This is a genomic window from Chroogloeocystis siderophila 5.2 s.c.1, assembly GCF_001904655.1.
GTDB classification, from domain to species: Bacteria; Cyanobacteriota; Cyanobacteriia; order Cyanobacteriales; family Chroococcidiopsidaceae; genus Chroogloeocystis; species Chroogloeocystis siderophila.
This window is the reverse complement of the sequence record NZ_MRCC01000012.1, coordinates 110,825-136,821: the sequence shown is the minus strand read 5'-3', so window position 1 is coordinate 136,821 and position 25,997 is coordinate 110,825. Positions and strand designations below refer to the sequence as shown.

The following is a 25,997-nucleotide window of genomic DNA, read 5'->3' as shown; positions in this document are numbered from 1 at the left end:
CTTGTAGTTGATACTCCAAATTAATTACTAATTATTCAGTTAGCAGAGCTTTTCCTGTCCATCCTGCAAGGTTGGCAATCACAGCAACTAACTCGGTAGGATTGACAGGTTTGGCAATATGCATTTGGAATCCTGCTGCTAGAGCGCGGGTGCGATCTTCGACTCTGGCGTAGGCTGTCAAAGCGACAGCAGGAATTCTTCCGCCATGTTTTGCTTCCCTTGCTCTAATGCGGCGAATCAGACTATAACCATCTTCCCCTGGCATACCAATATCGGTGACTAAAATATCTGGTTGAAACTGTTCAATCGCGGCGATCGCATCTGCAACCGACGCTACTGCACTCACTACAGCACCACACTCCTGGAGTACTGTTGAAAGTAACTCGCGGGCATCTATCTCATCATCAACGACTAAAATTGTTAAACCGCTGAGTGTTGGAGCGTGATCAAACGAAACTTCGCCGCCCACAGTCGGATGTACGCGTTCTGATTCATTAGTGTTTAACACGACTGTAAGTGGTAACTGAACGATAAAAGTTGACCCCTGTCCTTCTCCTGGGCTTTGTGCTTGCACATTTCCGCCATGCAATTCTACTAAGTGACGGACAATTGCTAATCCCAAACCCAAGCCACCATGCGATCGCGTATGCGTACTATCAGCCTGACGAAAGCGCTCAAAAATATACGGTAAAAAGTCAGGAGTAATACCCTGTCCTGTATCGCTGACAATAATTTCAATGTGCGAGTTAACCCGCTCTAGACGCACTTGCACTCGCCCGCCCTTTGGCGTAAACTTAATGGCATTCGATAATAAATTCCAAACTACCTGCTGTAAGCGATCCGAATCTCCTGAAACTGGACCCGCCAATGGATCGAGCACACTTTGAATCCGCACTTGCTTGGCATCAGCCGCAGGACGCACGGTATCAATTGCTGCCTCAATCACTGGAATCAGCTCAATCGGACGAACGTGCAAGCGCAGTTTCCCAGTAATGATCCGCGAAATATCCAGCAGATCTTCAATCAAATTTGCTTGACCTCTAGCGTTACGCTCGATCGCTTCCAGCGCCCGCGATCGCGTTGCTTCGTTTAACTTCTGGCTGCGAAGAAGTTGCGACCATCCTAACATGGCATTGAGTGGGGTACGCAATTCATGCGAAAGCATCGACAGAAACTCATCTTTGGTGCGATTTGCTGCTTCCGCACTAGCGCGGGCTTCTTGTTCGCGTACGAGTAACTCATCTTTCAACTTGTTAGCAGCTTCTAACTGAGCAGTGCGATCGCTCACTCGTTGTTCGAGTTCCATATTTAAAGTCCGAATCTGTTCTTCCGCCCGTTCGCGTTCAGTAATTTGATTGCGTAACTCTAAGTTAGCCGCCTCAAGCTGGGCTGGACTTGGCAAGGCTAAAGCCTGTGGTACTAGTGGCACAAGCAGTACAGCAGTATAAACTGAAACAACTGCTGTTACGAGTTTAAGTGTTCCTGATAACCAGTAATTAGGATGCCATAGCGTCCAGATTTCCATTAAGTGAGTTGTACCGCATGCCACAATAAAAGCACCAAATAAAAGAAAGATCCAGTTAAAGGGCAAATCTTTCCGCTGTCGCACAAAGTAAATTAGCGTCAGGGGAATTGAGTAGTAAGCAAGCGCAATGAGCGAGTCTGAGACGATATGTAGCCCTACTAATTCTGGCTTCCAAAGATAGCAGTGTCCGTGAGGAATAAACGCCTCAACCATAGTCTGCTGAGCAAATGTGCCCAGATAGCCTAGCTCACCGTGCAAAACTTCTAATGTCAAACTATTCATCTTTTTTGGTTATTGAGCCATTCCACTTTTGCGGAAAGATGTGGGTTAATCTAACCTTTTAAATCATTTCAGCCAGCGTCAATCACTATGATATTTGACGCATAGGCATATATTTTGACAAACAATCAAAAAATTAATCGTATTTGCTCGATTAACCTACTTTTCCTCATGCATCATAGGCGATCGCCTCAATCCAAATAGATCCTCAGAAAGAGTAGCTGAGTCCTACAGAGGCTCCCACTTGTGTTGTATCTAAAAAGCCAGCATCGACGCTAATACTTGCGCCTATAGCATCCGCAATTGGTACATCTAAACCCACCGTTGCCATAGGAGCAACCTGTCCATTATCCCCTGTAGTAACCACAACACCACCGCCAATATAAGGAGTTAGACTATCTCCAATATCAGTGTCTGCTCCTGTTGGAAAATCAAGCGTTAAAGGAACAGTAATACTAGGATCGGAGGTCAAACCTACAGAAGGGCGCACCGACAGCGAATCTGTCAAGCCAATTCTACTATTAATCGACACACTACTTTCTCCCATAGCTGTATCCCCCGTGATACCGACGTTACCACTGACACCTATAGAGAACCGAGAACGACCGTTAGTATCACCAGTCAAAGGTTCAAAGGTTTGAGCAATTGGGGATTCAGTAAGGTATGGAGTTACAACCACATTCGCTTCTGAAGGTTGAACTGCTTGTACCACTTCAATACTCCCAATTGTTAAGAGCGTGAATCTGGTTGCAACAAAAGCATACTTCAACATAAGCTCACCCTGATTAAGTACAAAAAAACGCGATCGCATCTTATATGAAATTAGATAATAAGTAATAAAACACTTAGCTCAATAAAAGCTAATAGCTAATTACTATAGTTAAAGCCTTTGAGTAATATTTATTACCTCTTTATCCAGATAGCGATATCACTTAGTTAATATTGCATTTGATGAAATTCTCATCATACTGAGGGCTGAATCAAGCTCTAACTCGCTGTAAATAGGCTAAAAGTGCTGTCTGAATAGGAAAAATATTTTTATAGATCTGCACTTCGGGGGGAATTTGCTGAACAACTGTTGCTAGTTGAGATGCGATCGCCGGATCGCTTGCGAGTTTCTGCAAAGAATACACGTAAGTACGAATTGTAAATAAGATACCATCACTTACAGGTAAGCGTCGCAGTGTTTGACGCTCGACTCTTAACCAAAGTTTCTCCCCAGCATTGTCAGCAGTAATGTCTGTACCAAAGGCTTCAGTGCTATGGCGTTGAGTCAGACACAATTCTGGAGAATCAACAATACCCCAATTTAGGCGATACCCAGGACATTCCGGTTTCAAGTGATGAAAATACTTATTTACAGATTGCTCTAGCTTCTGGGCGTAACCTGGAACCGGATCGTGAATTTGCACCAAAGGACGCCCTAACTTTTCCGACAAGCGCCACCGCGCCGGAAAACATACTGAACCTGCAGTCAGTACGTATTCATGTTTAAGTTGCATTAAACATAAATCTTCTTGCACTAAACGCCCTGCTAAATCAAGCGGATTTGCCGCAAAATCATTCAGATGCCAAACTTGTCCGGTAATCTTATTAACTACGCAGTTATCTTGCTGTTGATAATAATCTGGAAAGTACTGCAACAAATGCTCTAACAGTAATTGCAAGACTTCTTGTTGTGCTGCTTCACTTTCTGGCAGACTACCGAAAACTTCTGAATGACGCTCTTTGAGTAGTTTGTCTTTGTAATTCAATTCGTCAGCAAAATCCTCATCAATCTCAATCCAGTGTTGCAACTGTAAAGGCTTTAGCCCCATTGCCATCCGCCATTGTCCATCCGCAAAGGGTAAATAAAGAGGTTTCACCTAATACTTCTCCCTCTGATATAGCCTTATACCGTTTCACTTCAAGGTTAATACAAATAGGCAACAGGAACAGAGGTGCAGGGGAACAATTATTTGTACTCACATTATGAGTGAAGCTTTAAGTGCCATTCTGCAATATGGATTTGAAACCATAGGAATACAGTATGTTATTGCAGAGGTCATGTTAGAGAATATAGCTTCTAAAAAATTGTTGCAAAAATTAGGCTTCCATCAGGGTAAATGGATACAATATGGCTTTTGGGAAGGGCAATATCATGACTTAGAGCAGTTTGTAGCTGTATGACAAAGCTGATAAGCGGCTGGATATACGATATGTTGAAATCATTGCGACTAGTTATCGAAAAGAGAATGATGTAGCTGCAAAGCTTTATCAGAGTTTAGGCTTTCGGCAATGGGATATTTCGTATGCGCGATCGCATCCAACGGAAGTATACGTAAAACTTGAAGAATATTCAGGCTAATTTCTGTTACTATGGCAAACAATCGAGATAATTTTCCACATCCCAGTTACTAACTGTAGGTGAAGTACCACAGGTGCAGCGTAGCGGAACCTGTGGCTTCCTGTCCTGAACCAGTATCCCGATTCATCCCTAGTCTTGCAACTAGCTGATCAGGCGTAGATTTCCCTTCTTCCAAGGGTATTTTTGACTCAGAGAACAGCATCAGATTCAGGGCAGCATTAATGTCTCTGTCCCAAAAACTTTTGCATTCTGGACACTCCCACTCACGAATAGCAAGTGTTAAGTCTTGCTTGATGTACCCGCAGTTGGAACATCTCTTAGAACTAGGGAAAAATCTATCTACATAGTGAACTTCACAACCGTAGATATCCCCTTTATATTCCAACATAGTGAGGAAATTGCCCCACGATACATCATTTATCTGTTTGGCTAATTTACGGTTGTTTACCATCCCTTTGATGTTGAGACTTTCTGCTGATATTCTTTGGTTCTCGGATACCAGTTTCAAACTAATTTTGTGTTGGTAATCTTGCCGTTGATTAGCCACTTTTTCGTGAATTTTAGCTACAACCAATCTAACTTTGTTCCGGTTGTTAGAACATGAAGCTTTTCTGGTTAGCCTCCTTTGTCTGATTTTGAGTCGGCGTAAAGACTTCTGAAAATATCTAGGGTTTTCAAACTTCTCGCCCTTTGACGTAATTGCAAACTCCTTGAGTCCTAAATCCAAACCAATCTTGTCACCATTCAAAGGTGCATGAGGAAGGTCTTGCTCAGTTACTATTGATGCGTAATATTTACCAGATGGTGTCTTAGATATGGTGACATTTTTTGGTGTTCCTAGTATTTCCCTATGAATGACCATTTTGATAGGTGTCATTTTAGGGAGTTTCAGAAACCCACGAGTATCTATCGAAAAGTGTTGTGGTACTCTGAAAGATTGTCGATTACTTTTCTTTTTGAAGTTTGGGAATCCTCCTAACTTTTTAAAAAATCTCACAAATGCTGACTCTAAATCCTTAAGAGTCTGTTGCAATGCCTGAGAATTAACTTCTTTAAGCCATTCAAATTCTGACTTTAAACCTGTTAAAAGCTTCGCCCATTCTTTGTAACGCAGAGATTTTTTAGACTCGGCGTATACATCTATTGTCAACCTTAAAAAATGGTTATACACAAATCTAGAGCAACCAAAACATTTTGCCAAAAATGCGGATTGCTCTTTATTTGGATACAATCGAAATTTGTAAGCTTTATTTCCCATAGCGCTTACTATACAATACTTATCCAATTCAAGTGAACGGTACACCGGAGTTTAACTCCGGGGAAAAGCGTTCACCGCCTTCCGCGGTCAATTAGCTAAGTGCCGCAGATTTTTGGCTTTGCTCTCATCCCCATACGCAGTGTAGCGGAGTATGGGGATGAGAGCAAAGTTTGAGATAAAAATCGCTCCCACTCGTCGCACTTATACCAAGTGTAAACATGATACATCTCTCCAGGTAACGCAGATTTAATCACCTCATCCGTCGCTAAACGATCTAAAGCTTCACCCAAACACATCGGTAACTTCTTCACTTGCTTACCAGCTTCCATCGCTTCGTACAAATTGCGATGTTCGGGTTCTCCTGGATCGAGGTTGCGTTTGATACCATCATCAAAAGCCTTCAACAACCCAGCCGCCATTAAATAGGGATTCACCATTGAATCCACCGCGCGATACTCAAATCTTCCTGGTGCAGAAACTCGCAACCCACACGTGCGGTTTTGATAGCCCCAATCTGCATAGACAGGTGCCCACAATCCAGTATCCCACAACCGCCTGTAAGAATTTACCGTAGAACAACCGATCCCAGTTAAAGCCCCTAAATGTTCTATGACACCACCAATGCAATTTAAACCGATCGACCAGGTTTCGACGATTCTGAGGGTAAAAAAGTGTTTCCCCACCTTTGTAATATTGAAAAGTTCCTGGCATTCCTGGTAGTGTTTCATTACCAAAGTCTTTAACAATTGCGTCTCCACCACGCCATAAAGATAAATTGTGATGGCAACCAGAAGCGGAAACGCCCATAAAAGGTTTCGTCATAAAGCAAGCAATGAGATTATGTTCTCTTGCTACTTGAGCGCAGATTTGACGATATGTTGTAAGGCGATCGCACGTTCTCAAGGCATCATCAAACATAAAATTAAGTTCTAATTGCCCTGGTGCATCTTCATGATCGCCCTGAATCATATCCAACCCCATCGCCTGACTATATTCTATGACCTTCAAGAACACGGGGCGCAATTCTTCAAACTGGTCAATATGGTAGCAATTTGATTTCGTAACACCACCATCAGGTTTCCCATCAGTACCTTTTTTCAACCACATCATTTCCGGTTCGCAACCATGTGGCAGATGCAGTCCATCGTGTTCTTGTTGAAACTCGGCGTGAATGCGGCGTAAATTTCCGCGACAATCTGACGTTAAATACGCACCAGGATCGCTTGGTTCTTCGCGGTTACGGAAACACGTACAAAAAACTCGTGCGACACGCTTATCCCACGGTAATTGACAAAACGTTTCCGGATCAGGAATGGCAACAAGTTCTGAAGCTTCGGGACCATAACCAATGTAATTGCGGTGGCGATCGAGAGATAAATTGGCAGTTGCACCGTAAACTAACTGAAAACCATTTTGGGCGATCGCTTCCCAATGTTCCGCAGGGACACCTTTACCAACAATACGACCTGTGACCGAGACAAATTGATAATAGACATACTGAATTCCTAATTCATTAATTTTCGCCCGTACTTGCTTTACCAGTTCCGCACGACCTTCAGCATCAACATAAGCTTCCAAATCGGTTAGTGCTTCAACACGGGTGAGTGTGCCAGTCACTGCCATGACTCCTGATACGCTTTTTTGTAGTAAAGCAATCTTGTTATAACAAGGCTGTATCTAGAGATACTTTCACTCGATCAAAGTAATCTAACGATCAAGTTTATTAGGGCTTCTTCGTGCAGTAGCTTGTAGGCTTGCTTTACGAGAGATACATAGTAGTTTGCGTAGCCTTTCCCTTAAGATAACTAAGTACTTTATCTTTATCTTTTAAAGTCCTCTAAAACTTTCTCAATATCTGCTGTAAATTGCTTGATTGCAGCAACCGCATCCAAAATATCCTGCAAGTAGTCTTCAACTTGCCATTTGGTCACAGGTAAACTACCTCTGCCAAAATCTGCTGATCAATGCGAGGCTTTAGTCCAGACTTATGCACCAGATCAACTGTTAATGCCTAGATTATCGCTGAGATAGTTTTCTAAATTGATAAATTTCAATAGGCTTGGTGTCTCTGAAAACTCTACCAGCACGTCTATATCGCTTCCTACTCTATTGGGGAGATAAATAGTCTATTAATAAAGACTCAAATGCTTTGGATTTCTACTGAATAATGCAAAATGGTACTGATAATGACCCTCCTCAAACTATATCAAACAAATCAGAAACATTTAAGACAAAACCTGGTAGTAGAGAATTACTAATTGAACCATTACTCCGAATCGTCTGCGGTAAAGAATCACGCTCGAAAATTGTAACTGATTGCGCTTTGGTATCTACCACCCAAACTTGATCTACACCAGCAAGTAGATAATCGGTTGCTTTCTCGGTCATTTCCCCAAAGGTTTGACCAGGAGAAATAATTTCGATAACTAACTCTGGTACAACAGGACAAGGTTCATCTTCATTCCACGCTTGAGGTAGCCGTTCGTAGGACACATAAATCAGATCAGGGACAGGAACCCAATCTTTTTGTTGTCGTTGTAAAATTACACCCCATTCGGGACGAACTCTACCGTACTTTTGTTGCTCGCACCATTGGTTTAACGCTATTGACAACCGCAGTTGTAATGTCGAATGTTTATATTTGGGCGACATTTTAGGTCTAAGCTGTCCCTCCACCAACTCATAGTGGTCGTTGCTGTCTGGCAAATCCAGAAACTCTTGGAGGCTAAGTTGATTTGCGGTACGATTCATCGCGATCGCCGTTAGTGCATTGGTATCTACTCAATAATTGTATGGGAAATTCTTTTTCGGGAATCGAGCAATGCCAAAGTTCAGCGAGTTTACCTTCTTGAATCAATGCTGTAAGCGCATCATCGAGCGATCGCAACAAGTCTAAATTATCTTGATGTACTGCTATACCAAATGGAATTTGTGTTGGTACAGTAAACGCAATTCGCAAGTTTGGATCTATCTTTGCAGCTGCAATTAACACTAATTCATCATCCACCAGTGCATCAATATCACCCCTACGTAACGCTTCTAGCATTTCGGGTAACACATGATCATTACCAGGAAAAGGTACAATCTCGACATCACCAAAACTTTCGGCTAGTTGCAAATTGGTACTTGTCGCCAATCCTCCTACACGCAATCCTACTAAATCAGCAGCAGAGTAGATATTTCTTTTTGTTTGAACCAGTACGGCTTCATCAAATACACCATAGGGCTGCGTAAAATTGGCACGGGTGCGGCGTTCTTCGGTAATTGCTTGATTGAACCAAACAACATCACACTGTTTTGCTGCTAAAGTTGGATAAAAATCGACCCACGGTACATTAAACCACACTGGTTCAAACCCAAGTTTTGCACATACTGCCCGTGCAACGTCTGGCTCGTATCCTAAACGTGTTTCTCCTTCAAGGTAAGTCATTGGACGAGCATCAAAGTTACTCGCAGCAATAGTTAAATAGCCAGGCTTGACTGTTTTTAAATTCATTGATTAATAGTTATGGTCAGATGATTACTATGAAAAATTTAAGTAATCTCATTTATTAAAATAAATTCAGTATATCAAAGTATACAACTGTATTAAAAACTACAATTTATCTATTACATATTGTTATTATAACAAGTTGTATCAGCAATATTTAAAATAATACTTTATGTCGAGCGATATGATAAAATTAACTACAAAAGAGATAGATAAATTTAATCATGATGGTTTTTTAGTTATTCCTCGCTTAATTAATGCTGATTTAGTAGGGCGGTTAATTGAAAGAATTGAACCATTATTTTCTGGGGAGTTTGAAACAGGGATTTATCCTGATGAATGGTATTGGCGTCCTGGGTTGAGCTTGCCTGATGTTACTAGAGAAATGTGTAATGTTTGGAAAAGTGACCTCACAATTGCAAGTGTGGTTTTATCCGCAGAGATTGGGCGGTTGAGTGCAACTTTGGCAGGATGGACAGGCGCGAGAATTGGACAAGATAGCTTATGGTGGAAACCTTCTGGCGGTAAAGAGGTAGCGCTACATCAAGATGCGACGTACATTAAATACATCGATCCGCCGGAGATAATTACGTGTTGGATTGCCTTAGATGATACTAGCGCTGATGCTGGTACAATCGAGTATGTCAGAGGATCGCATAAGTGGCGCTTGCTAGATAGTGTGGCAGAATTTCATGCACCTACTCAAGGGTATCGCGCTCAAATGTTACAAGCTGCGGCAGAAATGAATATTAGCAATCCTGAAATTGTGCAGGTAGAAATTCCTGCGGGAGGCTGCGTTTTTCATCATGGTAACGTGTGGCATGGTTCGGGGAAAAATACCAGACTTGATAAAGTGCGTCGCAGTTTGGGAGTGCATACACTGTCATCAGAAGCGAAGTTTCGTCCTACAGGTGCAGGATATATTTATGGGCGTTATCAGCGCGTGGATGAGACAACAATGGATGAGAGTTTCTTTCCAATATTGTGGACAAAAAATGGCGATCGCACTCCTTTTTTAGCTAACTATTGCAAAGATGCATTAGCAACACCAGTTCTAGCCAAGTTGTAAGCTTTTAACATCACAAACCATGAATTTCTGGATTGCCACGTAGCTAGCGTACATAACTTGCCAAGAACACCATCAAAGCTACCACACATAGTAAATTTGAATAGATTTCTCCTCTGCCCCCCTGCTTTTATTCACAGAGATCTTAAAGTAAGACAGTATTATCTGCTACAAATCTGTTATAACAAGTTTGGTTTACTCGGAGACAGAGCAATTGGGAGTACGGCAGTGACGACAACCTTGACACGAGGCAAAGCCCTAGCCGAGTTAGCCAAAGAATTGCAACTCGATTTTTTTCTTGTATCTTATACTGACTTGTTGGGAGGAACCCGTGCTAAACTCGTTCCCGCCGCGAAAATTACAGCAGTAGAAAATGATGGAGCTTGCTTTGCGCCGTTTGCCAGTAATCTAGGTTTGGGACCTGATGCACATGATATTGCTGCTGTACCCGATCCAAGTTCGTTGATTGTGCTACCGTGGCAACCGAATGTTGGTTGGTTAGCAAGTGACGTGTATTTAGATGGCGAACCGTTTGCTGCATCGCCGCGCGTTATTTTTAAGAAAATACTACAACAGTGCGAAAATTTGGGTTACAGCTACAAAACTGGAGTAGAGGCTGAATTTTTCTTACTCAAAAAGAGCGAACAAGGTTATCAAATCGCTGATCCTCAAGATACTGCTGCACGCCCTTGCTATGATCAGTTGAACTTGATGCGGCAATTTGAATTAATTTCCACACTCGTGGGATACATGGAAGAATTAGGCTGGGAACCGTATCAGTGTGATCATGAAGATGCCAATGGTCAATTTGAAATTAATTGGACGTTTACTGATGCTTTGACAACGTGCGATCGCCATGTCTTTTTCAAATACATGGTGAAAACTCTAGCAGAACAACGCGGTTTAACTGCCACATTCATGCCCAAACCCTTCAGCCAGCTTACCGGAAATGGCGCACATATCCACATGAGTTTATGGAATGACGGTCAAAATATTTTTGCAGAGACCACCGAAGAAATGGGACTATCAAATATAGCGTATGAATTTCTTGCGGGTGTTCTAGCACATGGTCGTGGATTGGCTGCACTCTGTAGCCCGACAATTAACTCGTATCGCCGTATTGGTGCGACGACAACTGCATCCGGTAGCACTTGGAGTCCTCGTTACATTTCCTATGGTGGAAACAATCGCACGCACATGATCCGCATTCCCGAAGGCGGGCGCTTTGAGTGTCGTCTTGTCGATGGTGCAGCAAACCTTTATCTTGCTTTAGCGGGAATCTTAGCAGCAGGGATGGAAGGAATGGCAAAACATCTTGCAATAGGGAAACGCTTGGATGAAAATATGTTTGTGCGGGGTTTAGAATTTTCTGATTTACCAACTCTGCCAACGAGTTTACTCGAAGCACTGCAATGCTTAGAAAAAGATTCCTTATTAATGCAAACCTTAGGAGAACAAGCTGCCAAAACCTTTCTCGATTTCAAATATCACGAGTGGAATAGTTACAACGCGCAAGTGACAAGCTGGGAGGTTGAGCAGTATGTTAACTGCTAAACTTGGGAAATGATACAGCCTCCGATTATTGGAATTACGACCTCGGGTCACGCTCAAACGAGTAGTTATTGCTTACCTAGTTCGTATGCAGCAGCTGTTAAAGCCGCTGGTGGAATTCCAGTACTGATTCCTCCAAGCGAACCTGAAGCAAGCGAGATTATATTACAAAGAATTGATGGTTTCATCTTCTCTGGTGGCGGAGATATTGATCCCGCAATGTACAACGGTGTCATGCATCCGACAATTTATAATATCGATTTGGAACGCGATCGCGCCGAAATTGCCCTAGCCCAAGCCGCCTTAGCCTCTGATATTCCCATACTCGGTATTTGTCGCGGTTTAGAAGTACTTGCAGTTGCAACTGGCGGAACATTGATTCCGCATCTTCCGGATGAATACGGCGAGATAGTAACGCATCGCGCTGAAGAATTACTATCGATTCAACACGGTGTCGATCTTAACTCTGAGAGTCGTCTTGCCCAAGAAATCATTGGCACAACCACAGTTGATGTCGTCTCTTGGCATCATCAAGCTGTACGTACTGTATCTTCAGAATGGCGCGTCACCGGATGGGCGACGGATGGAGTTATTGAAGCACTAGAACACAAATATCACCCTTGGGCGATCGCAGTGCAATGGCATCCTGAACTTTCCAGTAGTGTCGATCCTTTACAACACCGCATCTTTCAATCCTTCATCACTGCAACACGTCAAACCGCAATGGCTAACTGTGAATACTAACAACAAATAGATTAACCCATGACTAATGCTGCCAATCAATTACTCAAACAAGGAATTATCCAATATCAAACAAACGCGTTTGAGGAAGCATTACAATCTTGGCAACAAGCATTAAATTTGTATCGCACAGATCAAGATTTGCAACGCGAAGGTGCAGCCTTAGGAAATTTGGGTGCAGCGTATCAAGCTTTGGGAAATTTACCCGAAGCGATCGCGTGTTTTGAACAGCATTTAGCCTTAGCGCAGCGAATAGCAGATAACAAAGGTCAAGTTAATGCACTATTAAACTTAAGAAATGCTTACTTAGCGCTTGATGATGCGACTAAAGCAGGTGAATACCACCAGCAGCAGTTAGCTTTAGCGCAAGAAATGTTAACTTCCTCCACCACCAATGATTTTACAAAAGTTGCAACCATGCTTGGTTTAAATCCAATTGAAGATTTTGCCAAAGCCAACTTAAGTGCTACTAACCTCAGTAATACAAATTTCAAAGCAGCAAATCTGCAAGGTGCTAATTTAAGTCATTGCAATCTTAGTTATGCGAATCTCAATTCTGCTAATTTAGCATACGCGATTCTTGATAATGCCGATCTCAAACTTGCTGATCTAAGTCGTGCTAACTTATCTAATGCTTGTTTAGCCGATGCTAACCTTAGCAATGCAAATCTCCGCGATGCTAACTTGCAAGGTGCGGATTTACAAAATGCCGATCTACGCTGTTTAATGCCTCGTGCTAACCTCAGTAGGGCAATTCTAAGTCATGCCAATTTGTGCAGTGCGTATCTGCAAAATGCTAATCTTCATGCTGCTAATCTTAGGGGTGTACTACTGCAACAAGCTGATCTCAGTAATGCAGATTTGAGTCATGCAGACTTTAGCAACGCAGACTTAACTCGTGTAGAATTCAATGACGTGCAAGTAGAGAACACCCAAATGCACAATGTCAAAGGACTTTCTACTGAGATGAAGCGTTACTTGCTAGAACGTGGTGCTATTATTGATGGTTGAGGAAAGAAATCAGCTAATTTTTTAATACGCTCTACAGTAAAGCTACGTTTTTCATTAAGTATTTCCGATACAATAACTTCAGTTTTAAAAATAAGAATAAGATCTTTTTGTTTAAGATCAAATTCATCAATCAATGCTTTGAGTAACTCAACACCACTTAAATCTGGAATTGATAAAGATTTTTTCTCATATTCATAAACCAGAACTCCTAGTACATTGAGATAATCTTGTCCTTCTGGCATTATCTCACTATCCAGTAAACTATCAATGACTTCTTGAAAGACTTGTCGTTCAGTCTCTGATTTGATTGGGCGAGGCGGGAATTTTTGTAAAAGTTCAAATTTAGTCATGAAAACTTACTCCCTGAGTAGGAAGTTTATGCAAACAAAAAAACACAAAATGCATTGGTGTATTAAGAGGCATGAGATACGATCGCTATGAATTCTGAATTTCAAGGAAAACGGGCACTTGTTACTGGAGGTAATAAAGGCATTGGATTTGCAATTTGTCAAGGATTACTGCAAGCAGGTTTTGAGGTGATTATCGCAGCACGTTCGCTTGATAAAGCCAAAGCAGCGACGCAAAAGTTACCAGCTAACTCCACTGTGCGTGTTGTCAAACTTGATGTCACTGATGATGATAGTATTCACCGTGCAGCAGAGCAATTAAAGCAAGAAATAGACTCTTTGGATGTTCTTGTCAACAATGCGGGAGTCTATCAAGATCAAGGCGTAAATATTCTCAATGTGTCACGTAGCATACTGCACCAAGCAATGGATACTAATACCTTTGGTTCAATTCATGTAACGCAAGCTTTCCTCCCACTATTACAAAAAGCTACTCAAGCCCGCGTGATTAATGTTTCGAGTGGCTATGGCGAACTGGATGGCTTATCCGCAGATGTCCCTAGTTATTGTTTATCTAAACTTGCATTAAATGGGGCAACGATTATGCTTGCCGAAGCATTACAATCGCAGGGAATCGCAGTTTATGCAATGTGTCCTGGTTGGGTGAAAACTGATATGGGTGGTGAAAATGCACCGCGATCGCCCGAACAAGGTGCAGATACCGCAATTTGGTTAGCGACCGAAGCGTCACTTGATATGAGTGGGAAATTCTTCCGCGATCGCCAGGAAATTTCTTATTAAACTTATCCGCGCACTAACTGTTCAATATCCTCGGCTTTAGTCGGTAACGCTGCGGTCAAGACTTCGCTTCCTGCTTCGGTGACTAGCACATCATCTTCAATCCGTATTCCGCGTACATCTGCAAACTGCATTAATCTTTCCCAATTCACAGCATCTTGATACGCGGTGCGGACTTCCGGATTATTTAAAATTGCTGGAACTTGATAAAAGCCAGGTTCAATTGTCACCAACATTCCAGGACGTAAAGGACGATCCAAACGCAGATATCCTAACCCAAAGCGATCGCTTCTCGTCCTTCCTGGTTCATATCCCGCTAAATCTCCCAAATCTTCCATATCATGGACATCCAAGCCGAGTAAATGACCAACACCATGCGGGAAAAACAATGCATGAATATCTCTCTCGACTAAATCTTCTACGTTACCCTGCAAAATGCCTAAATCGACTAACCCTTCAGCAATTGTCGTTGCTGCCAAAAAATGAAGATCGCGATACTCAACGCCTGGAGAAACTTTAGCAATACAAGCATCGTGGGCGGCTAAAACAACATCATAAATATCTCTTTGGGTAGATGAGAATTTACCTGTAACTGCCCAAGTCCGCGTCACGTCTGCTGCCCAACCGGTTGCAGTTTCCGTGCCAACATCAGCAAGTACTAAGTTTCCAGCTTGAATTTTATTGTGATAGCGATCGCTATGCAACACTTCGCCATGAATCGTCACAATACTTGCATACGCACAACTCATATTCTCAGCAATTATGACACCCTCCATCGCCGCACGGATATCGGCTTCAGTCTTAGCCTTCCGAGTCGCTGCCATGCCAGCTTTATGCGCGTTTATCGTCACCGCCGCAGCTTTGCGCAATTCAGCTAATGCACCCGCATCGTGAATCAAGCGGAGAGTAACAATGGCTTTTGCTAATTCTAAATCAATCCCTTCGAGCGGTCTTTCTGGTAATACCCAGCGGTCGAGTAACTGCGTTTGTTCTGTCCAAGTCGCCGCATCTTGCACTGGAATTGTCGCAACTCCGGCTAAGTGTGCTGGTAATTCTGCCATCGGCAAAACAGCGTCAGCACCAATTTTTTGGGCAATCTCTTCTTTTGCAGGTGTTTCTCCATGCCATAGTGTGTGACTAGGTGACGGATCGTCAATAAATAAAGTTAACTGTCCAGACTCTAAACAAATCGCCGCATTTTCTAATGGTAATCCAGCAAAGTAGAGAAAATGACTGCTAGCGCGAAACGGAAACGTATTTGCCGCAAAATTGCGCGGACTACGACGCCCTGACCATAAGACGACAGGTGCAGCAAAAATTTCAGCAAGTCGCCGACGGCGATCGCGCAAAATATCCGCCAGCCTCGCATCAACATCATGAATATTCATAACCCAAAACTAAACTCGGACATTAAGTTTCACTCCCCCCTCTCTAACACCCCATTCAGAAAAATATCCGCAAGTCCTTCTGCCATTTCTTGCATAGCTTTTGGTGAAGCATCCGGTTCCATTAATGTATTGTGACTAAAACCTGCGATCGCAAACATTCCTAAAAACACCTGCGCGACAATTTTCGGATTTGTTTTGCGGTAGATTCCGCGATCCATCGCGGTTTGAAAAAATGCCTCAGCAACATCCGTCATTTTGTTAATCACTTCTGCTTGAATGCGATCGCGTAAATCAGGATGAAACTGCGCTTCCATAAAGCAAACGCGCATCATATCCGCATTTTTATGAAAATTCCACATCCGGCGCTGCATCACTTGGGCTACCGCCTTGTAGCTGCCCATTTCGCTTAATTCAGTCAGTAAATCGGTAAGAATTTCTACCCAGCCTTGCGTTGCAATTTCAATCAAAATCGCCTTTTTATTCGGAAAATGACGAAATAGTGTTCCTTCAGCAACGCCTGCTGCAACAGCTAAGTCGCGCGTTGTCGTGCCATCATATCCTTGACGGGCAAATAATCGCTGTGCTGCTTTCAAAATGCGATCGCGGGAGGATTCTTCAGATTGTGCTGTGCGATGAAAAACTTGCATATACTTAATGCCTGTAAGATTGCCGTGCTACTTGTAGCGATATTTTCTACTATCAAGCAGATTCCCCGCTGAAAGTGTAATAGATCGTTAAGGGGATCTATCCTGGAAAAGTACTTTTATTGTGACTTATGAGTTGGAAACGTTGCTGCCAATTGTTCTTACCTCATCATGTAAGATGGCGAATTTTCACTTTTTTAATAATTATTTTGTTTTCTTGGGCTTCGTTACCAGCAGTTGCATTTGCTCGTACGCAAGCCCCGACGCCAGAAGCATCGATCCAGCCTTACTTAGATCGTGTCATCGATCAACTGAGTGAGTTTCGTTTAGAAAATGGCATAAAATTTATTGTTTTAGAACGCCATCGAGCACCCGTTGTTTCGTTTCTCACTTATGCTGATGTTGGTGGTGCGGATGAACCTGATGGTAAAACAGGAATCGCGCACTATTTAGAGCATTTAGCATTTAAGGGAACGCAACGCATCGGCACAACCGATTACGCAGCCGAAAAACCACTCTTAGATCGCTTAGATGAACTCGATGCCCAAATTCGCGCAGCGCAAGCTAGGGGAAACAAAGCGGAAGTCGCCCGTTTGCAGGCAGAATTTGAAAAAGTCCAAGCACAAGCCCAAAGTTTTGTCAAGCAAAACGAACTAGGGAAAATCGTCGAACAAGCAGGCGGTGTTGGTTTAAATGCCAATACCTCAGCCGATGCAACACGCTATTTTTATAGTTTTCCGAGTAATAAGTTAGAACTATGGATGTCGCTAGAATCTGAGCGATTTTTAGAACCTGTCTTTCGCGAATTTTATCAAGAAAAAGATGTCATTCTTGAAGAACGGCGATTGCGGGTTGATAATTCTCCTATTGGTCAGATGGTAGAGAAGTTTCTCGATACCGCATTTACTAAACATCCCTATCGTCGTCCGGTGATTGGTTACGAAGAAGATATCCGCAACTTGACGCGCCAAGACTTACAAGATTTTTTTGATACGCACTACGTACCCAGTAATTTGACAATTGCCGTGATTGGTGATGTTGATGCAAATCAGGTGCAACAGCTAGCAAAAACTTACTTTGGACGTTACAAAGCAAAACCCGCAGCCCCCGCTGTGCAAGTCTCGGAACCACCTCAAAAACGACAACGGGAATTTGAATTACGTTTGCGATCGCAGCCTTGGTATCTAGAAGGCTATCATCGTCCCTCTATTACCGATCCGGATCATGTTACTTATGACATCATTGGTAGATTACTGAGTGATGGTCGCACGTCGCGGCTGTATAGGTCTTTAGTTGAACGACAGCAACTTGCTCTTTCTGCTCAAGGTTTTAGTGGATTTCCAGGTGATAAGCACCAAAATGTCATGTTATTTTATGCTTTGACGGCTCCTGGTCATACTGCAAATGAAGTCGGTGTAGCTTTAAGACAAGAGATTGAACGCTTAAAGACAGAACCTGTGTCTGCTGAGGAGTTGGATCGCGTGAAGACGCAAGCAAGGGCAGGATTATTGCGATCGCTCAAATCGAATATGGGTATGGCACAGTTGTTATTGGAATATGAAGTGAAAACTGGCTCCTGGCGCAATTTATTCAAGGAGTTGGAAGCAATTGGGGCAGTGACGGCTGCTGATGTTCAGCGCGTGGCGCAGGCGACTTTTACGACGCAGAATCGGACGATCGGGCGGTTGGTGCCAAAGGCTTGAGGGAACGAACCACAGAGGACGCAGAGATTGAAGCAGAGATTAAATCATAAGGAAGTTTGGGAATGTTGATGCATTGGGTTGGTACGAGTCGGAGTCAGCGGCGTGTTAATTGGCTTGGGCTGTGGTTGGTAGCGCTGTTGTTGGTGGTGATGTTGCGGTTACCTGCGGTTGCGGGGGCTGTACATTTTACTGAGTTGCAGTTTGCGCCGTTGCCAGAGGTGCAGTTACCAGAGTATACGCGCTTTGTGACGGATAATGGCATGATTGTGTATCTGTTAGAAGATCGCGAGTTGCCGTTGGTGAGTGGTACGGCGTTGTTTCGCACTGGGCAACGCTGGGAAAGTGCTGAGAAAACTGGTTTAGCTGGTTTGACAGGAACTGTGATGCGCACGGGAGGAACAAAACAGCATTCTGCTGATGAACTTAATGAGTTATTAGAACAACGGGCGGCTACGGTGGAAACATCGATTAGTACCGCTTCGGGTTCGGCGAGTTTTGATGCTTTGAGTGAAGATCTTGATACAGTGTTTGGGCTGTTTGCTGAGGTGATTCGTCAGCCGGTGTTTGCGCAGGATAAATTAGATTTAGCAAAAACGCAGTTGCGTGGGAGTATTGCACGGCGCAATGATGAACCAGGTAGTATTGCCCAGCGAGAGTTTCAAAAGTTAATTTACGGTGATGATAGTCCTTATGCGCGGATTCCAGAGTATCAAACGGTAGATAATATTGCGCGGGAAGATGTCGTTAATTTTTATCGCGAGTATTTCTATCCGAATAACATGATTTTGGGAATTGTGGGGGACTTTGACTCGCAACAAATGCGATCGCTGATCCAAAAGTATTTTGCCGATTGGCAACCGAATCCTGGAATGCAATTGCCGCAATTACCAACGGTGTGTCAAGCTAAACAAGGCGGTATTTTCTTGGTAGATCAACCGCAACTAACACAAAGTTATTTACAAATTGGTCATTTGGGCGGTCAATTTAATAGTCCTGATTATCCCGCACTAGATGTTTTAAATGGGGTATTAAATGGCTTTGGCGGGCGGTTGTTTAATAATGTGCGATCGCGTCAAGGTTTAGCTTACTCGGTGTACGGTGCGTGGAGTCCGCGTTATGACTATCCTGGTTTATTTATTGCTGGCGGACAAACTCGATCTGATGCCACCGTATCTTTTATTCAAGCAATGCAAAAAGAAATTGAACGCCTTAAAACAGAATTAGTAACACCAGAAGAACTTGCTTTAGCAAAAGATTCTGTTCTCAATTCTTTCGTTTTCAATTTTGAAGATCCGGCACAAACTCTGACGCGACTTTTACGTTACGAATACTACGGCTACCCCGCCGATTTTCTCTTCCGCTATCGTCAAGCTGTCGAAGCAACTACGGCTGAAGATATCCAACGTGTCGCCCAAACTCATCTCAAACCCGAAAACTTAGTCACCTTAGTAGTGGGTAATGCTGCGGCGATTCAACCCCCATTAACAGCATTAGCATCAGAAGTGACATCAATCGATATTACAATTCCTGAAGCAGAACCTGTGGCAACACAACAAAAACGTTAATTAGAATTGGTTGAATAAATACTATTTCTTGTAAGGGAATGTGTAATATTACTGAAGTTTATATTACCGTCTTCTTTTTTTATACACTTGCGCTTACTAAGAATTTACCAAAACTTTAATTTAGGCGTGTTTTTGCCTAGTGTCTTTATCAGAAATTTATAGTTTGAGCTTGACTTTTCAAGTAATCTCAAATTATCAGTCTTGAGGATAAAATCTTCTTAATTTAGCATCATAATTACTGCTATTCCCCAACATTGGTTCTGGGGAGATAGTCGATTTTTCTGTCAAAAATCATGAGTTTTTAACCTGTCTTTTTATTTATCATAACCGGCACAAAATTTATGGCAATCATTAAAGGAACTTCGGGTAATGATACGCTAGTTGGCACTCAATTTGCTGACATACTTTTAGGGTTTGCAGGCAATGACTTACTATTAGGTAAAGGAGGCAACGATCTACTCGATGGAGGTAAAGGAATAGACACTCTCAATGGAGGAGCAGGCAATGATACTTACATTATTGATAACATAAATGATTTCATTATTGAGGCAGTTAACGGAGGATATGATACAGTTAAATCTTCGCAAAGCTATACTTTAACTAGTAATCTAGAGCGATTAGAGCTAACAGGAATAGCAGCAACTAATGGCACAGGAAATAATCTTAATAATGTCATTATCGGTAATAATGCTAATAACATTCTCCGTGGAGGAAGAGGTAATGACAACCTCAACGGTAAAGCAGGAGTAGATATTATTTATGGAGGCGATGGCAATGATACATTAAGCGGTAGTGATGTTGATAACAACCGATATTACTTTTATACGTTCGGCGATCGCGCTACAGATATTTTGTACGGTGGTGATGGTAACGATACCTACATCCTCGCTGAGTTAGATGTCATTAGAGAAGAGGCAAACGCTGGAATTGATACTGTTACTTCCTACATTAACTATACTTTGGGTGACAATCTAGAAAATTTGACATTAGCTGAACCTTTAGGCGATCGCAACTTATCGGGTACAGGAAACAATCTTAACAATACAATCATTGGTAATTCATTCAAAAATGTTTTACGAGGTTTAGCAGGTAACGATTCACTCAACGGTGGTGCAGGTGCAGATACTTTAATTGGTACAGATGGCACTATCGACAAAGACACTCTGACAGGAGGTCGTGGTAGAGACACATTTATTCTTGGTACAAACAATCGTGTATTTTACGACGACAATAACCCAACTACACCAGGTTTTGCCGACTACGCTTTGATTACAGATTTGAATTTCTCTGAAGATCAAATTCGACTCAACGGTAAGCGTTCAGATTATTTGCTGTTAAATTCACCTACGGGAATGCCTGCAGGAACTGCAATTTTTCGCCAAAAAAGCGGCGAACCTAATGAACTCATTGCCATCATTCAAAGTTCGACCACACTCAATCTTATCGGTACTTACTTCAAATTTACTGACGATGAGATCGATGTTTCTACTTCTTTAAATGGTTGTAACGGTTTTACAATCAGCAGTTTTGGTATCAGTAGCGACTATATATTTGCGGCTGGATCTGTAAGCAGCGCTGGAGATATCAACGGCGATGGTTTTGCTGATGTTTTAATAGGTGCGCCTGGGGCTAATCAATTTGCTGGCGCTAGCTATGTTGTGTTTGGTAAACCAAACGAATTTAGTGCAAAGGTAAACTTAACTGCCCTCAATGGTAACAATGGTTTTGTTATTAATGGTATCAATGCATTAGACTTTTTAGGTGGGGTTAGCAGTGCCGGAGATGTCAATGGCGATGGTTTTGCCGATATCTTGTTGGGCGCAGGTGGTGCTAGTCCTAATGGTCAAACTAATGCTGGCGAAAGTTATATTGTGTTTGGTACAGGTGGATTTGGCGCAAGTTTAAACTTAGCAACACTCAACGGTAACAATGGCTTTATCCTCGAAGGAATCAATGCGTTTGACGGTGCGAGTACAGTAAGTGATGCCGGAGATATCAACGGTGACGGTTTTGCCGATATCTTAATTGGCGCACGTAATGCTGATCCTAACGGTCAAAGTAGTGCCGGACAAAGTTATGTTGTGTTTGGTACAGGTGAATTCAATGCGCGTGTGAATTTAGCAACACTCAACGGTAGCAATGGCTTTGCCATCAACGGTATTTTTCCAGAAGATTACTCAGGCGCATCTGTAAGCAGTGCCGGAGATATCAACGGTGATGGTTTTGCTGATATTTTAATTGGCGCGCCTGGGGCTAACGAAGCCGGACAAAGTTATGTTGTGTTCGGTAAGCCAGGTGGATTTAATGCACAAGTGAACTTAGCAACACTCAATGGTAGTAATGGCTTCGCAATTAATGGTATTAAGTTAGGAGATGCTTCAGGTGGCTCTGTCAGCAATGCAGGAGATGTGAATGGTGATGGCTTTGATGACATCATTATTGGTGCACGTGGTGCAGATCCTAACAATGAATCTGGCGCAGGGCAAAGCTATGTTGTATTTGGCAAACGAGGTGGATTTGATGCAAGCATAAACTTAGCAGCACTCAATGGTAGTAATGGTTTTATCATTAATGGAATTAATCAATACAACTATTCAGGAATAAATGTTAGTAGCGCCGGAGACGTTAATAGTGATGGCTTTGATGATTTGATTATTGGAACTGGTAGCCCTTATCTTAGTCGTGATCGTGTTACAGCTAATGGTGTTGGTGAAAGCTATGTCATCTTTGGGAAAGCCGGCGGTTTCGGTGCTAGCTTTGATTTATCTGACTTGAATGGACTTAATGGTTTTGTCTTGAAAGGAATTAGTACAGATAATGGTTCAACTACAGCTGTTAGTAGTGCGGGAGATGTGAATGGCGATGGTTTTGATGACTTGATTCTGGGGTCTTCTACTTTAGAAGAAAGCTACGTTGTCTTTGGACGCGACTTCACAAATAAAGTTAATCGCCTTGGTACACCAGGAGACGATCTACTCATTGGTACAAATGGCAATGATATCCTCATCGGTGGACTTGGTAATGATACTTTGCGTGGCGGGCGTGGCAGTGATGTTCTCTACGGTGGTGCAGGTGATGATGTGCTAATTTTTGGTCCTCAAAACCACCGCATGGATGGTGGTAGTGGTATAGACACTCTTGCGATTGAAGTCAGCAACATGACAATGGATCTTACCGCGATTCCGCGAAATCGCATTACAGGAATTGAGATCATCGATTTGACGGGAACTGGCAATAACTCGTTAAAGTTAGACCGCTGGAATGTGCTGAACTTATCTGACACGAAAAATCAATTGATTGTCAAAGGTAATGTAGGCGATCGCATCACTTCCACTCAACAAGGATGGCTCAGTGGTGGCACAATAACACTCGATGGCATCACCTACAATCAGTTTACTGCTGGAGCGGCAACGTTATTAGTAGATACTGAGATTACGCAAACGATTTCTTGAACTGCTGCAATATCTCAGTTACGGGTGATTTCGTCTTCTACTAGAGTCAATTAGGATTGAGTGAAGAGTGGCTAGTTGCTAATCACTCAATGCTTTAATTGTAAGTAATATTAATTCGTAGTTCGTAATTAAAAAACCATATGCGCGAGAAATGGTATGGTTAACTGAATTTAATTTAATATTAATCGTATAAAATCTTGTCTTAGTGTACGAAAGTTCACTTTACTTGAGTTGCGCTAACTTTAGGTATCTACCATTTATACTTAGGAACTAAACAGCAAACGATCGCGTGGATGAGAGGGCAATTGCGCAGCCATTAGTTGCTGAGCATAGGGATGCTGAAGGTGATGTAGTTGTTTAAGATCTTCTACTGCTTCCACGATCGCTCCTTGGTACATTACCACGAGTTTATTAGCCATGAAGGAAACTGCGGCTAAATCGTGCGAGATGAACAAATAGGACAACTCAAACTGTTCTTTGAGGTCTGCTAGCAAGTGTAGAATTTGAGCTTGAATCGTCATATCTAAACTCGCAACAGGTTCATCGAGGACAATCAACTTAGGCTTAAGCGCGATCGCTCTTGCAATAGTGACGCGCTGCAATTGTCCGCCACTAAACTGATGAGGATATTTATCGATATCGGCTGCACGTAATCCGACAATCTCAAGCAACTGCTGAATTTGTTCGCTCATCTGTGTTGGCGACATATTAAGATAGTTCTGCATTGGTTCACCGATAATTTCACGAACGCTTAACCGAGGATTCACTGCACTCAAACTATCTTGAAACACAACTTGGAGATCACGACGCAAAATTCGCTGCTGATCGCGACGAAGATGTCTCAGATTTTTGCCTTGAAACCAAATCTCTCCGCGATCAGGTTGCTCTAGCCCTAGTACAATCCGCCCTAAAGTACTTTTCCCCGCACCACTCTCGCCGACAACTCCCAGACAGCAACCAGGCTCAACAGTAAGTGAAACTGCTTGTAATGCCCTCACCAAGTGCTTGCGCCCCCACCAACCTTGCTGAATCTCATAGGTTTTGGACACCTTTTGAATTGATAACAGCGTCATACCTCATACCATTTCACTAAATAAAAACTACCAGTAACTTCTTCCTTCCTCTGCTTCCTATTTGTAGGAACTTCAAAGTGAAATGATATCAGTCCTCACTTGCAAACGAGACGCAAGTAGCGATCGCGTGTAAGGATGTTGCGGTTGATCAAATAGTTGTCTAACGTTTGCCTGTTCGACAAATTCTCCTTGATACATCACGGCAACTTCATCAGCTAATTGAGCAATTACGCCCAAATCATGAGTTACAAGCAAAATCGCCGCATTATGCTGCTGTTGTAGATGTGCTAGTAAGTTCAAAATTTGCATTTGGGTAATCACATCTAAAGCTGTCGTCGGTTCATCAGCAATTAAAATCTGAGGGCGCAGCGAAATAGCGATCGCAATCATCACCCGCTGTAACATCCCCCCAGAAAGTTGAAAGGGAAATTGTCTCCAGATGCGCTCTGGATCAGGTAAATGCACATCAGATAAATAACCCAGTCCGATCGACTTTGCTTCTGCTTTAGTCAAGGATTGATGCGATCGCAAAGTTTCAGCAAACTGTTGTCCAATGGTCAAAATCGGGTTAAAAAAGCTAGCAGGATTTTGTAACACGACACCAATCTGCTGTCCGCGAATTTGACGCAGGGTAGTAGGCGGTAAACTCGTGAGATCTTGCTGCAATAGGCAAATTGTTCCCCGTGAAATTCGTCCCTCGCGACCTAGTAATCCCAAAATTGCCAAACAGATGGTGCTTTTACCTGAGCCGCTTTCGCCTATAATGCCTAGAACTTTCCCTGGTTTGAGTTGAAAACTCACGCCACGCACAACCGGTGTCCAACTAGTTTCTTGCTGAAACTCGACTTGAAGATCTGTAACTGTGAGAACCGAATCAACCATTGGGAAGTGATGTTTCTACAGTAGTAAGAGACGCTCTTTGTTTAATTGTCTTGCCAAAACGAGGATCAAGCGCATCACGCAAGGCATCACCCAGCAAGTTAAACGACAACGCAACAATAAAAATTATCAAACCAGGATAAAGCATCAATCCTGGTTCGCGGCGGAAAAATTCGCGACCATCAGTAATCATAGCTCCCCACTCTGGGGTCGGTGGCTGAATTCCTAATCCCAAAAACGACAAAGCTGAAATCTGTAAAATCACCCATCCTGTATCTAAAGAGGCTAACACAGCAATTTCGGCAATGGTGTATGGCAATAAGTGTTTGACCATGATCTGAACGCTGCTTGTTCCAGACACGATCGCTGCTTTGATAAAATTCTCTTGCTTTAAGCTGAGTACTTTAGAGCGCACAATTCTGGCATACCAAGCCCAGTGAGATGCGCCTAAGGCAATAACCAAATTCACAGGACTCGCCCCCATAATGCCAACGATCGCCAATGCCAAAATTAAATTAGGGAACGACAAAAACACATCACAAATCCGCATCAAAACGCTATCAACTTTCCCGCCAACGTAACCGGCGATCGTACCCACAATCAGACTGATGCTAGTCGTGAGTGCGGTAACAGTAAGAGCAATCGACAGAGAAATTCGCGCTCCATAAATTAATCGTGACAGAATACAGCGCCCTAAATGGTCTGTACCTAGCAAAAAGGTGGCATTTGGAGATTGCAACCGACGAGTGAGTTCTACTTCTAAAGGATCGTGCGGTGCAATGTAGGGAGCAAACAAGGCTACTACAGCAATGCAAAAGATTACTCCCACACTGAACCACGCAACTTTATTTCTCAATAATCGTTTTAGCAATAACATAAT

At 42.7% G+C, this 25,997-nt stretch carries 22 protein-coding genes and 1 pseudogene; 9 read left to right on the top strand and 14 right to left on the bottom strand.

Annotation, left to right across the window (positions count from 1 at the left end):
• Nucleotides 1–31: 31 nt before the first annotated feature.
• The 3 genes from NIES1031_RS15475 to NIES1031_RS15465 all read right to left on the bottom strand — a co-directional run bounded on the left by NIES1031_RS15475 (nt 32) and on the right by NIES1031_RS15465 (nt 3,669).
• On the bottom strand, nt 32–1,807 hold the full coding sequence (locus NIES1031_RS15475) for an ATP-binding protein (protein WP_073550421.1): 1,776 nt from the start codon (nt 1,805–1,807) through the stop codon (nt 32–34).
• A 205-nt stretch (nt 1,808–2,012) separates the two neighbouring features.
• The gene (locus NIES1031_RS15470) at nt 2,013–2,516 is read right to left on the bottom strand and encodes a hypothetical protein (RefSeq protein ID WP_143167792.1); all 504 of its coding nucleotides are present in this window, start codon (nt 2,514–2,516) and stop codon (nt 2,013–2,015) included.
• 268 nt (nt 2,517–2,784) lie between these two features.
• Entirely contained in the window at nt 2,785–3,669 is an 885-nt protein-coding gene (locus NIES1031_RS15465; protein ID WP_084544373.1) for a heme-dependent oxidative N-demethylase family protein, read from the bottom strand.
• 106 nt (nt 3,670–3,775) lie between these two features.
• Between NIES1031_RS15465 and NIES1031_RS15460 the strand changes: the two genes are divergently transcribed.
• The gene (locus NIES1031_RS15460; RefSeq protein WP_084544372.1) at nt 3,776–3,973 is read left to right on the top strand and encodes a GNAT family N-acetyltransferase; all 198 of its coding nucleotides are present in this window, start codon (nt 3,776–3,778) and stop codon (nt 3,971–3,973) included.
• Nucleotides 3,974–4,200: 227 nt separating this feature from the next.
• Here NIES1031_RS15460 and tnpB read toward each other — a convergent pair whose 3' ends face one another.
• The 5 genes and pseudogenes from tnpB to NIES1031_RS15435 all read right to left on the bottom strand — a co-directional run bounded on the left by tnpB (nt 4,201) and on the right by NIES1031_RS15435 (nt 8,905).
• The gene (tnpB, locus tag NIES1031_RS15455; protein WP_236738854.1) at nt 4,201–5,454 is read right to left on the bottom strand and encodes an IS200/IS605 family element RNA-guided endonuclease TnpB; all 1,254 of its coding nucleotides are present in this window, start codon (nt 5,452–5,454) and stop codon (nt 4,201–4,203) included.
• A 50-nt stretch (nt 5,455–5,504) separates the two neighbouring features.
• Entirely contained in the window at nt 5,505–6,137 is a 633-nt protein-coding gene (locus NIES1031_RS26070; protein ID WP_269086016.1) for a type I glutamate--ammonia ligase, read from the bottom strand.
• Nucleotides 6,124–7,032: pseudogene (locus NIES1031_RS26065) on the bottom strand (type I glutamate--ammonia ligase); the annotation flags it as partial. The gene NIES1031_RS26070 and the pseudogene NIES1031_RS26065, both read right to left, overlap by 14 nt.
• A 573-nt stretch (nt 7,033–7,605) precedes the next feature.
• Nucleotides 7,606–8,160: a Uma2 family endonuclease gene (locus NIES1031_RS15440; protein WP_073550418.1), complete on the bottom strand. Its 555-nt coding sequence runs from the start codon at nt 8,158–8,160 to the stop codon at nt 7,606–7,608.
• Nucleotides 8,135–8,905, bottom strand: a complete 771-nt coding sequence (locus tag NIES1031_RS15435; protein ID WP_073550417.1) for a substrate-binding periplasmic protein — start codon at nt 8,903–8,905, stop codon at nt 8,135–8,137. Before NIES1031_RS15435 ends, NIES1031_RS15440 begins: the two co-directional genes overlap by 26 nt.
• Nucleotides 8,906–9,083: 178 nt before the next feature.
• On the opposite strand from NIES1031_RS15435, the gene NIES1031_RS15430 reads away from it, so the two are divergent.
• The 4 genes from NIES1031_RS15430 to NIES1031_RS15415 all read left to right on the top strand — a co-directional run bounded on the left by NIES1031_RS15430 (nt 9,084) and on the right by NIES1031_RS15415 (nt 13,268).
• The gene (locus NIES1031_RS15430) at nt 9,084–9,968 is read left to right on the top strand and encodes a phytanoyl-CoA dioxygenase family protein (RefSeq protein ID WP_218596821.1); all 885 of its coding nucleotides are present in this window, start codon (nt 9,084–9,086) and stop codon (nt 9,966–9,968) included.
• 225 nt (nt 9,969–10,193) lie between these two features.
• Entirely contained in the window at nt 10,194–11,519 is a 1,326-nt protein-coding gene (gene glnT, locus NIES1031_RS15425; RefSeq protein ID WP_073550415.1) for a type III glutamate--ammonia ligase, read from the top strand.
• A 9-nt stretch (nt 11,520–11,528) separates the two neighbouring features.
• Nucleotides 11,529–12,260: a gamma-glutamyl-gamma-aminobutyrate hydrolase family protein gene (locus NIES1031_RS15420; protein WP_073550414.1), complete on the top strand. Its 732-nt coding sequence runs from the start codon at nt 11,529–11,531 to the stop codon at nt 12,258–12,260.
• Nucleotides 12,261–12,278: 18 nt separating this feature from the next.
• The gene (locus tag NIES1031_RS15415; RefSeq protein ID WP_073550413.1) at nt 12,279–13,268 is read left to right on the top strand and encodes a pentapeptide repeat-containing protein; all 990 of its coding nucleotides are present in this window, start codon (nt 12,279–12,281) and stop codon (nt 13,266–13,268) included.
• Here NIES1031_RS15415 and NIES1031_RS15410 read toward each other — a convergent pair.
• Complete coding sequence (locus NIES1031_RS15410; protein WP_073550412.1) at nt 13,232–13,618, bottom strand: helix-turn-helix domain-containing protein; 387 nt, start codon at nt 13,616–13,618, stop codon at nt 13,232–13,234. The two genes, NIES1031_RS15415 and NIES1031_RS15410, sit on opposite strands and share 37 nt — an antisense overlap.
• Nucleotides 13,619–13,705: 87 nt before the next feature.
• Here NIES1031_RS15410 and NIES1031_RS15405 point away from each other — a divergent pair, with 87 nt between their 5' ends.
• Nucleotides 13,706–14,416: an SDR family NAD(P)-dependent oxidoreductase gene (locus tag NIES1031_RS15405; protein WP_073550411.1), complete on the top strand. Its 711-nt coding sequence runs from the start codon at nt 13,706–13,708 to the stop codon at nt 14,414–14,416.
• 2 nt (nt 14,417–14,418) lie between these two features.
• Here NIES1031_RS15405 and NIES1031_RS15400 read toward each other — a convergent pair whose 3' ends face one another.
• The gene (locus NIES1031_RS15400; protein ID WP_073550410.1) at nt 14,419–15,801 is read right to left on the bottom strand and encodes an aminopeptidase P family protein; all 1,383 of its coding nucleotides are present in this window, start codon (nt 15,799–15,801) and stop codon (nt 14,419–14,421) included.
• A gap of 29 nt (nt 15,802–15,830) precedes the next feature.
• Nucleotides 15,831–16,448: a TetR/AcrR family transcriptional regulator gene (locus NIES1031_RS15395; protein WP_073550409.1), complete on the bottom strand. Its 618-nt coding sequence runs from the start codon at nt 16,446–16,448 to the stop codon at nt 15,831–15,833.
• A gap of 128 nt (nt 16,449–16,576) precedes the next feature.
• Here NIES1031_RS15395 and NIES1031_RS15390 point away from each other — a divergent pair, with 128 nt between their 5' ends.
• The 3 genes from NIES1031_RS15390 to NIES1031_RS15380 all read left to right on the top strand — a co-directional run bounded on the left by NIES1031_RS15390 (nt 16,577) and on the right by NIES1031_RS15380 (nt 23,165).
• Nucleotides 16,577–18,148: a M16 family metallopeptidase gene (locus NIES1031_RS15390; protein WP_073550408.1), complete on the top strand. Its 1,572-nt coding sequence runs from the start codon at nt 16,577–16,579 to the stop codon at nt 18,146–18,148.
• A 62-nt stretch (nt 18,149–18,210) separates the two neighbouring features.
• Entirely contained in the window at nt 18,211–19,713 is a 1,503-nt protein-coding gene (locus NIES1031_RS15385; protein WP_073550407.1) for a M16 family metallopeptidase, read from the top strand.
• Between the two features lie 341 nt (nt 19,714–20,054).
• A complete protein-coding gene (locus NIES1031_RS15380; protein ID WP_073550406.1) occupies nt 20,055–23,165 on the top strand; it encodes a beta strand repeat-containing protein in 3,111 nt (1,036 codons plus the stop codon).
• Nucleotides 23,166–23,428: 263 nt separating this feature from the next.
• Here the strand turns inward: NIES1031_RS15380 and NIES1031_RS15375 are convergent, their stop codons facing one another.
• The 3 genes from NIES1031_RS15375 to opp1C form a co-directional block, all read right to left on the bottom strand.
• On the bottom strand, nt 23,429–24,238 hold the full coding sequence (locus NIES1031_RS15375; protein ID WP_073550405.1) for an ATP-binding cassette domain-containing protein: 810 nt from the start codon (nt 24,236–24,238) through the stop codon (nt 23,429–23,431).
• A 72-nt stretch (nt 24,239–24,310) separates the two neighbouring features.
• Nucleotides 24,311–25,120, bottom strand: a complete 810-nt coding sequence (locus NIES1031_RS15370) for an ABC transporter ATP-binding protein (protein ID WP_073550404.1) — start codon at nt 25,118–25,120, stop codon at nt 24,311–24,313.
• On the bottom strand, nt 25,113–25,994 hold the full coding sequence (gene opp1C / locus NIES1031_RS15365; protein WP_073550403.1) for a nickel/cobalt ABC transporter permease: 882 nt from the start codon (nt 25,992–25,994) through the stop codon (nt 25,113–25,115). The genes NIES1031_RS15370 and opp1C overlap by 8 nt, the downstream gene beginning before the upstream one ends.
• Nucleotides 25,995–25,997: the final 3 nt, after the last annotated feature.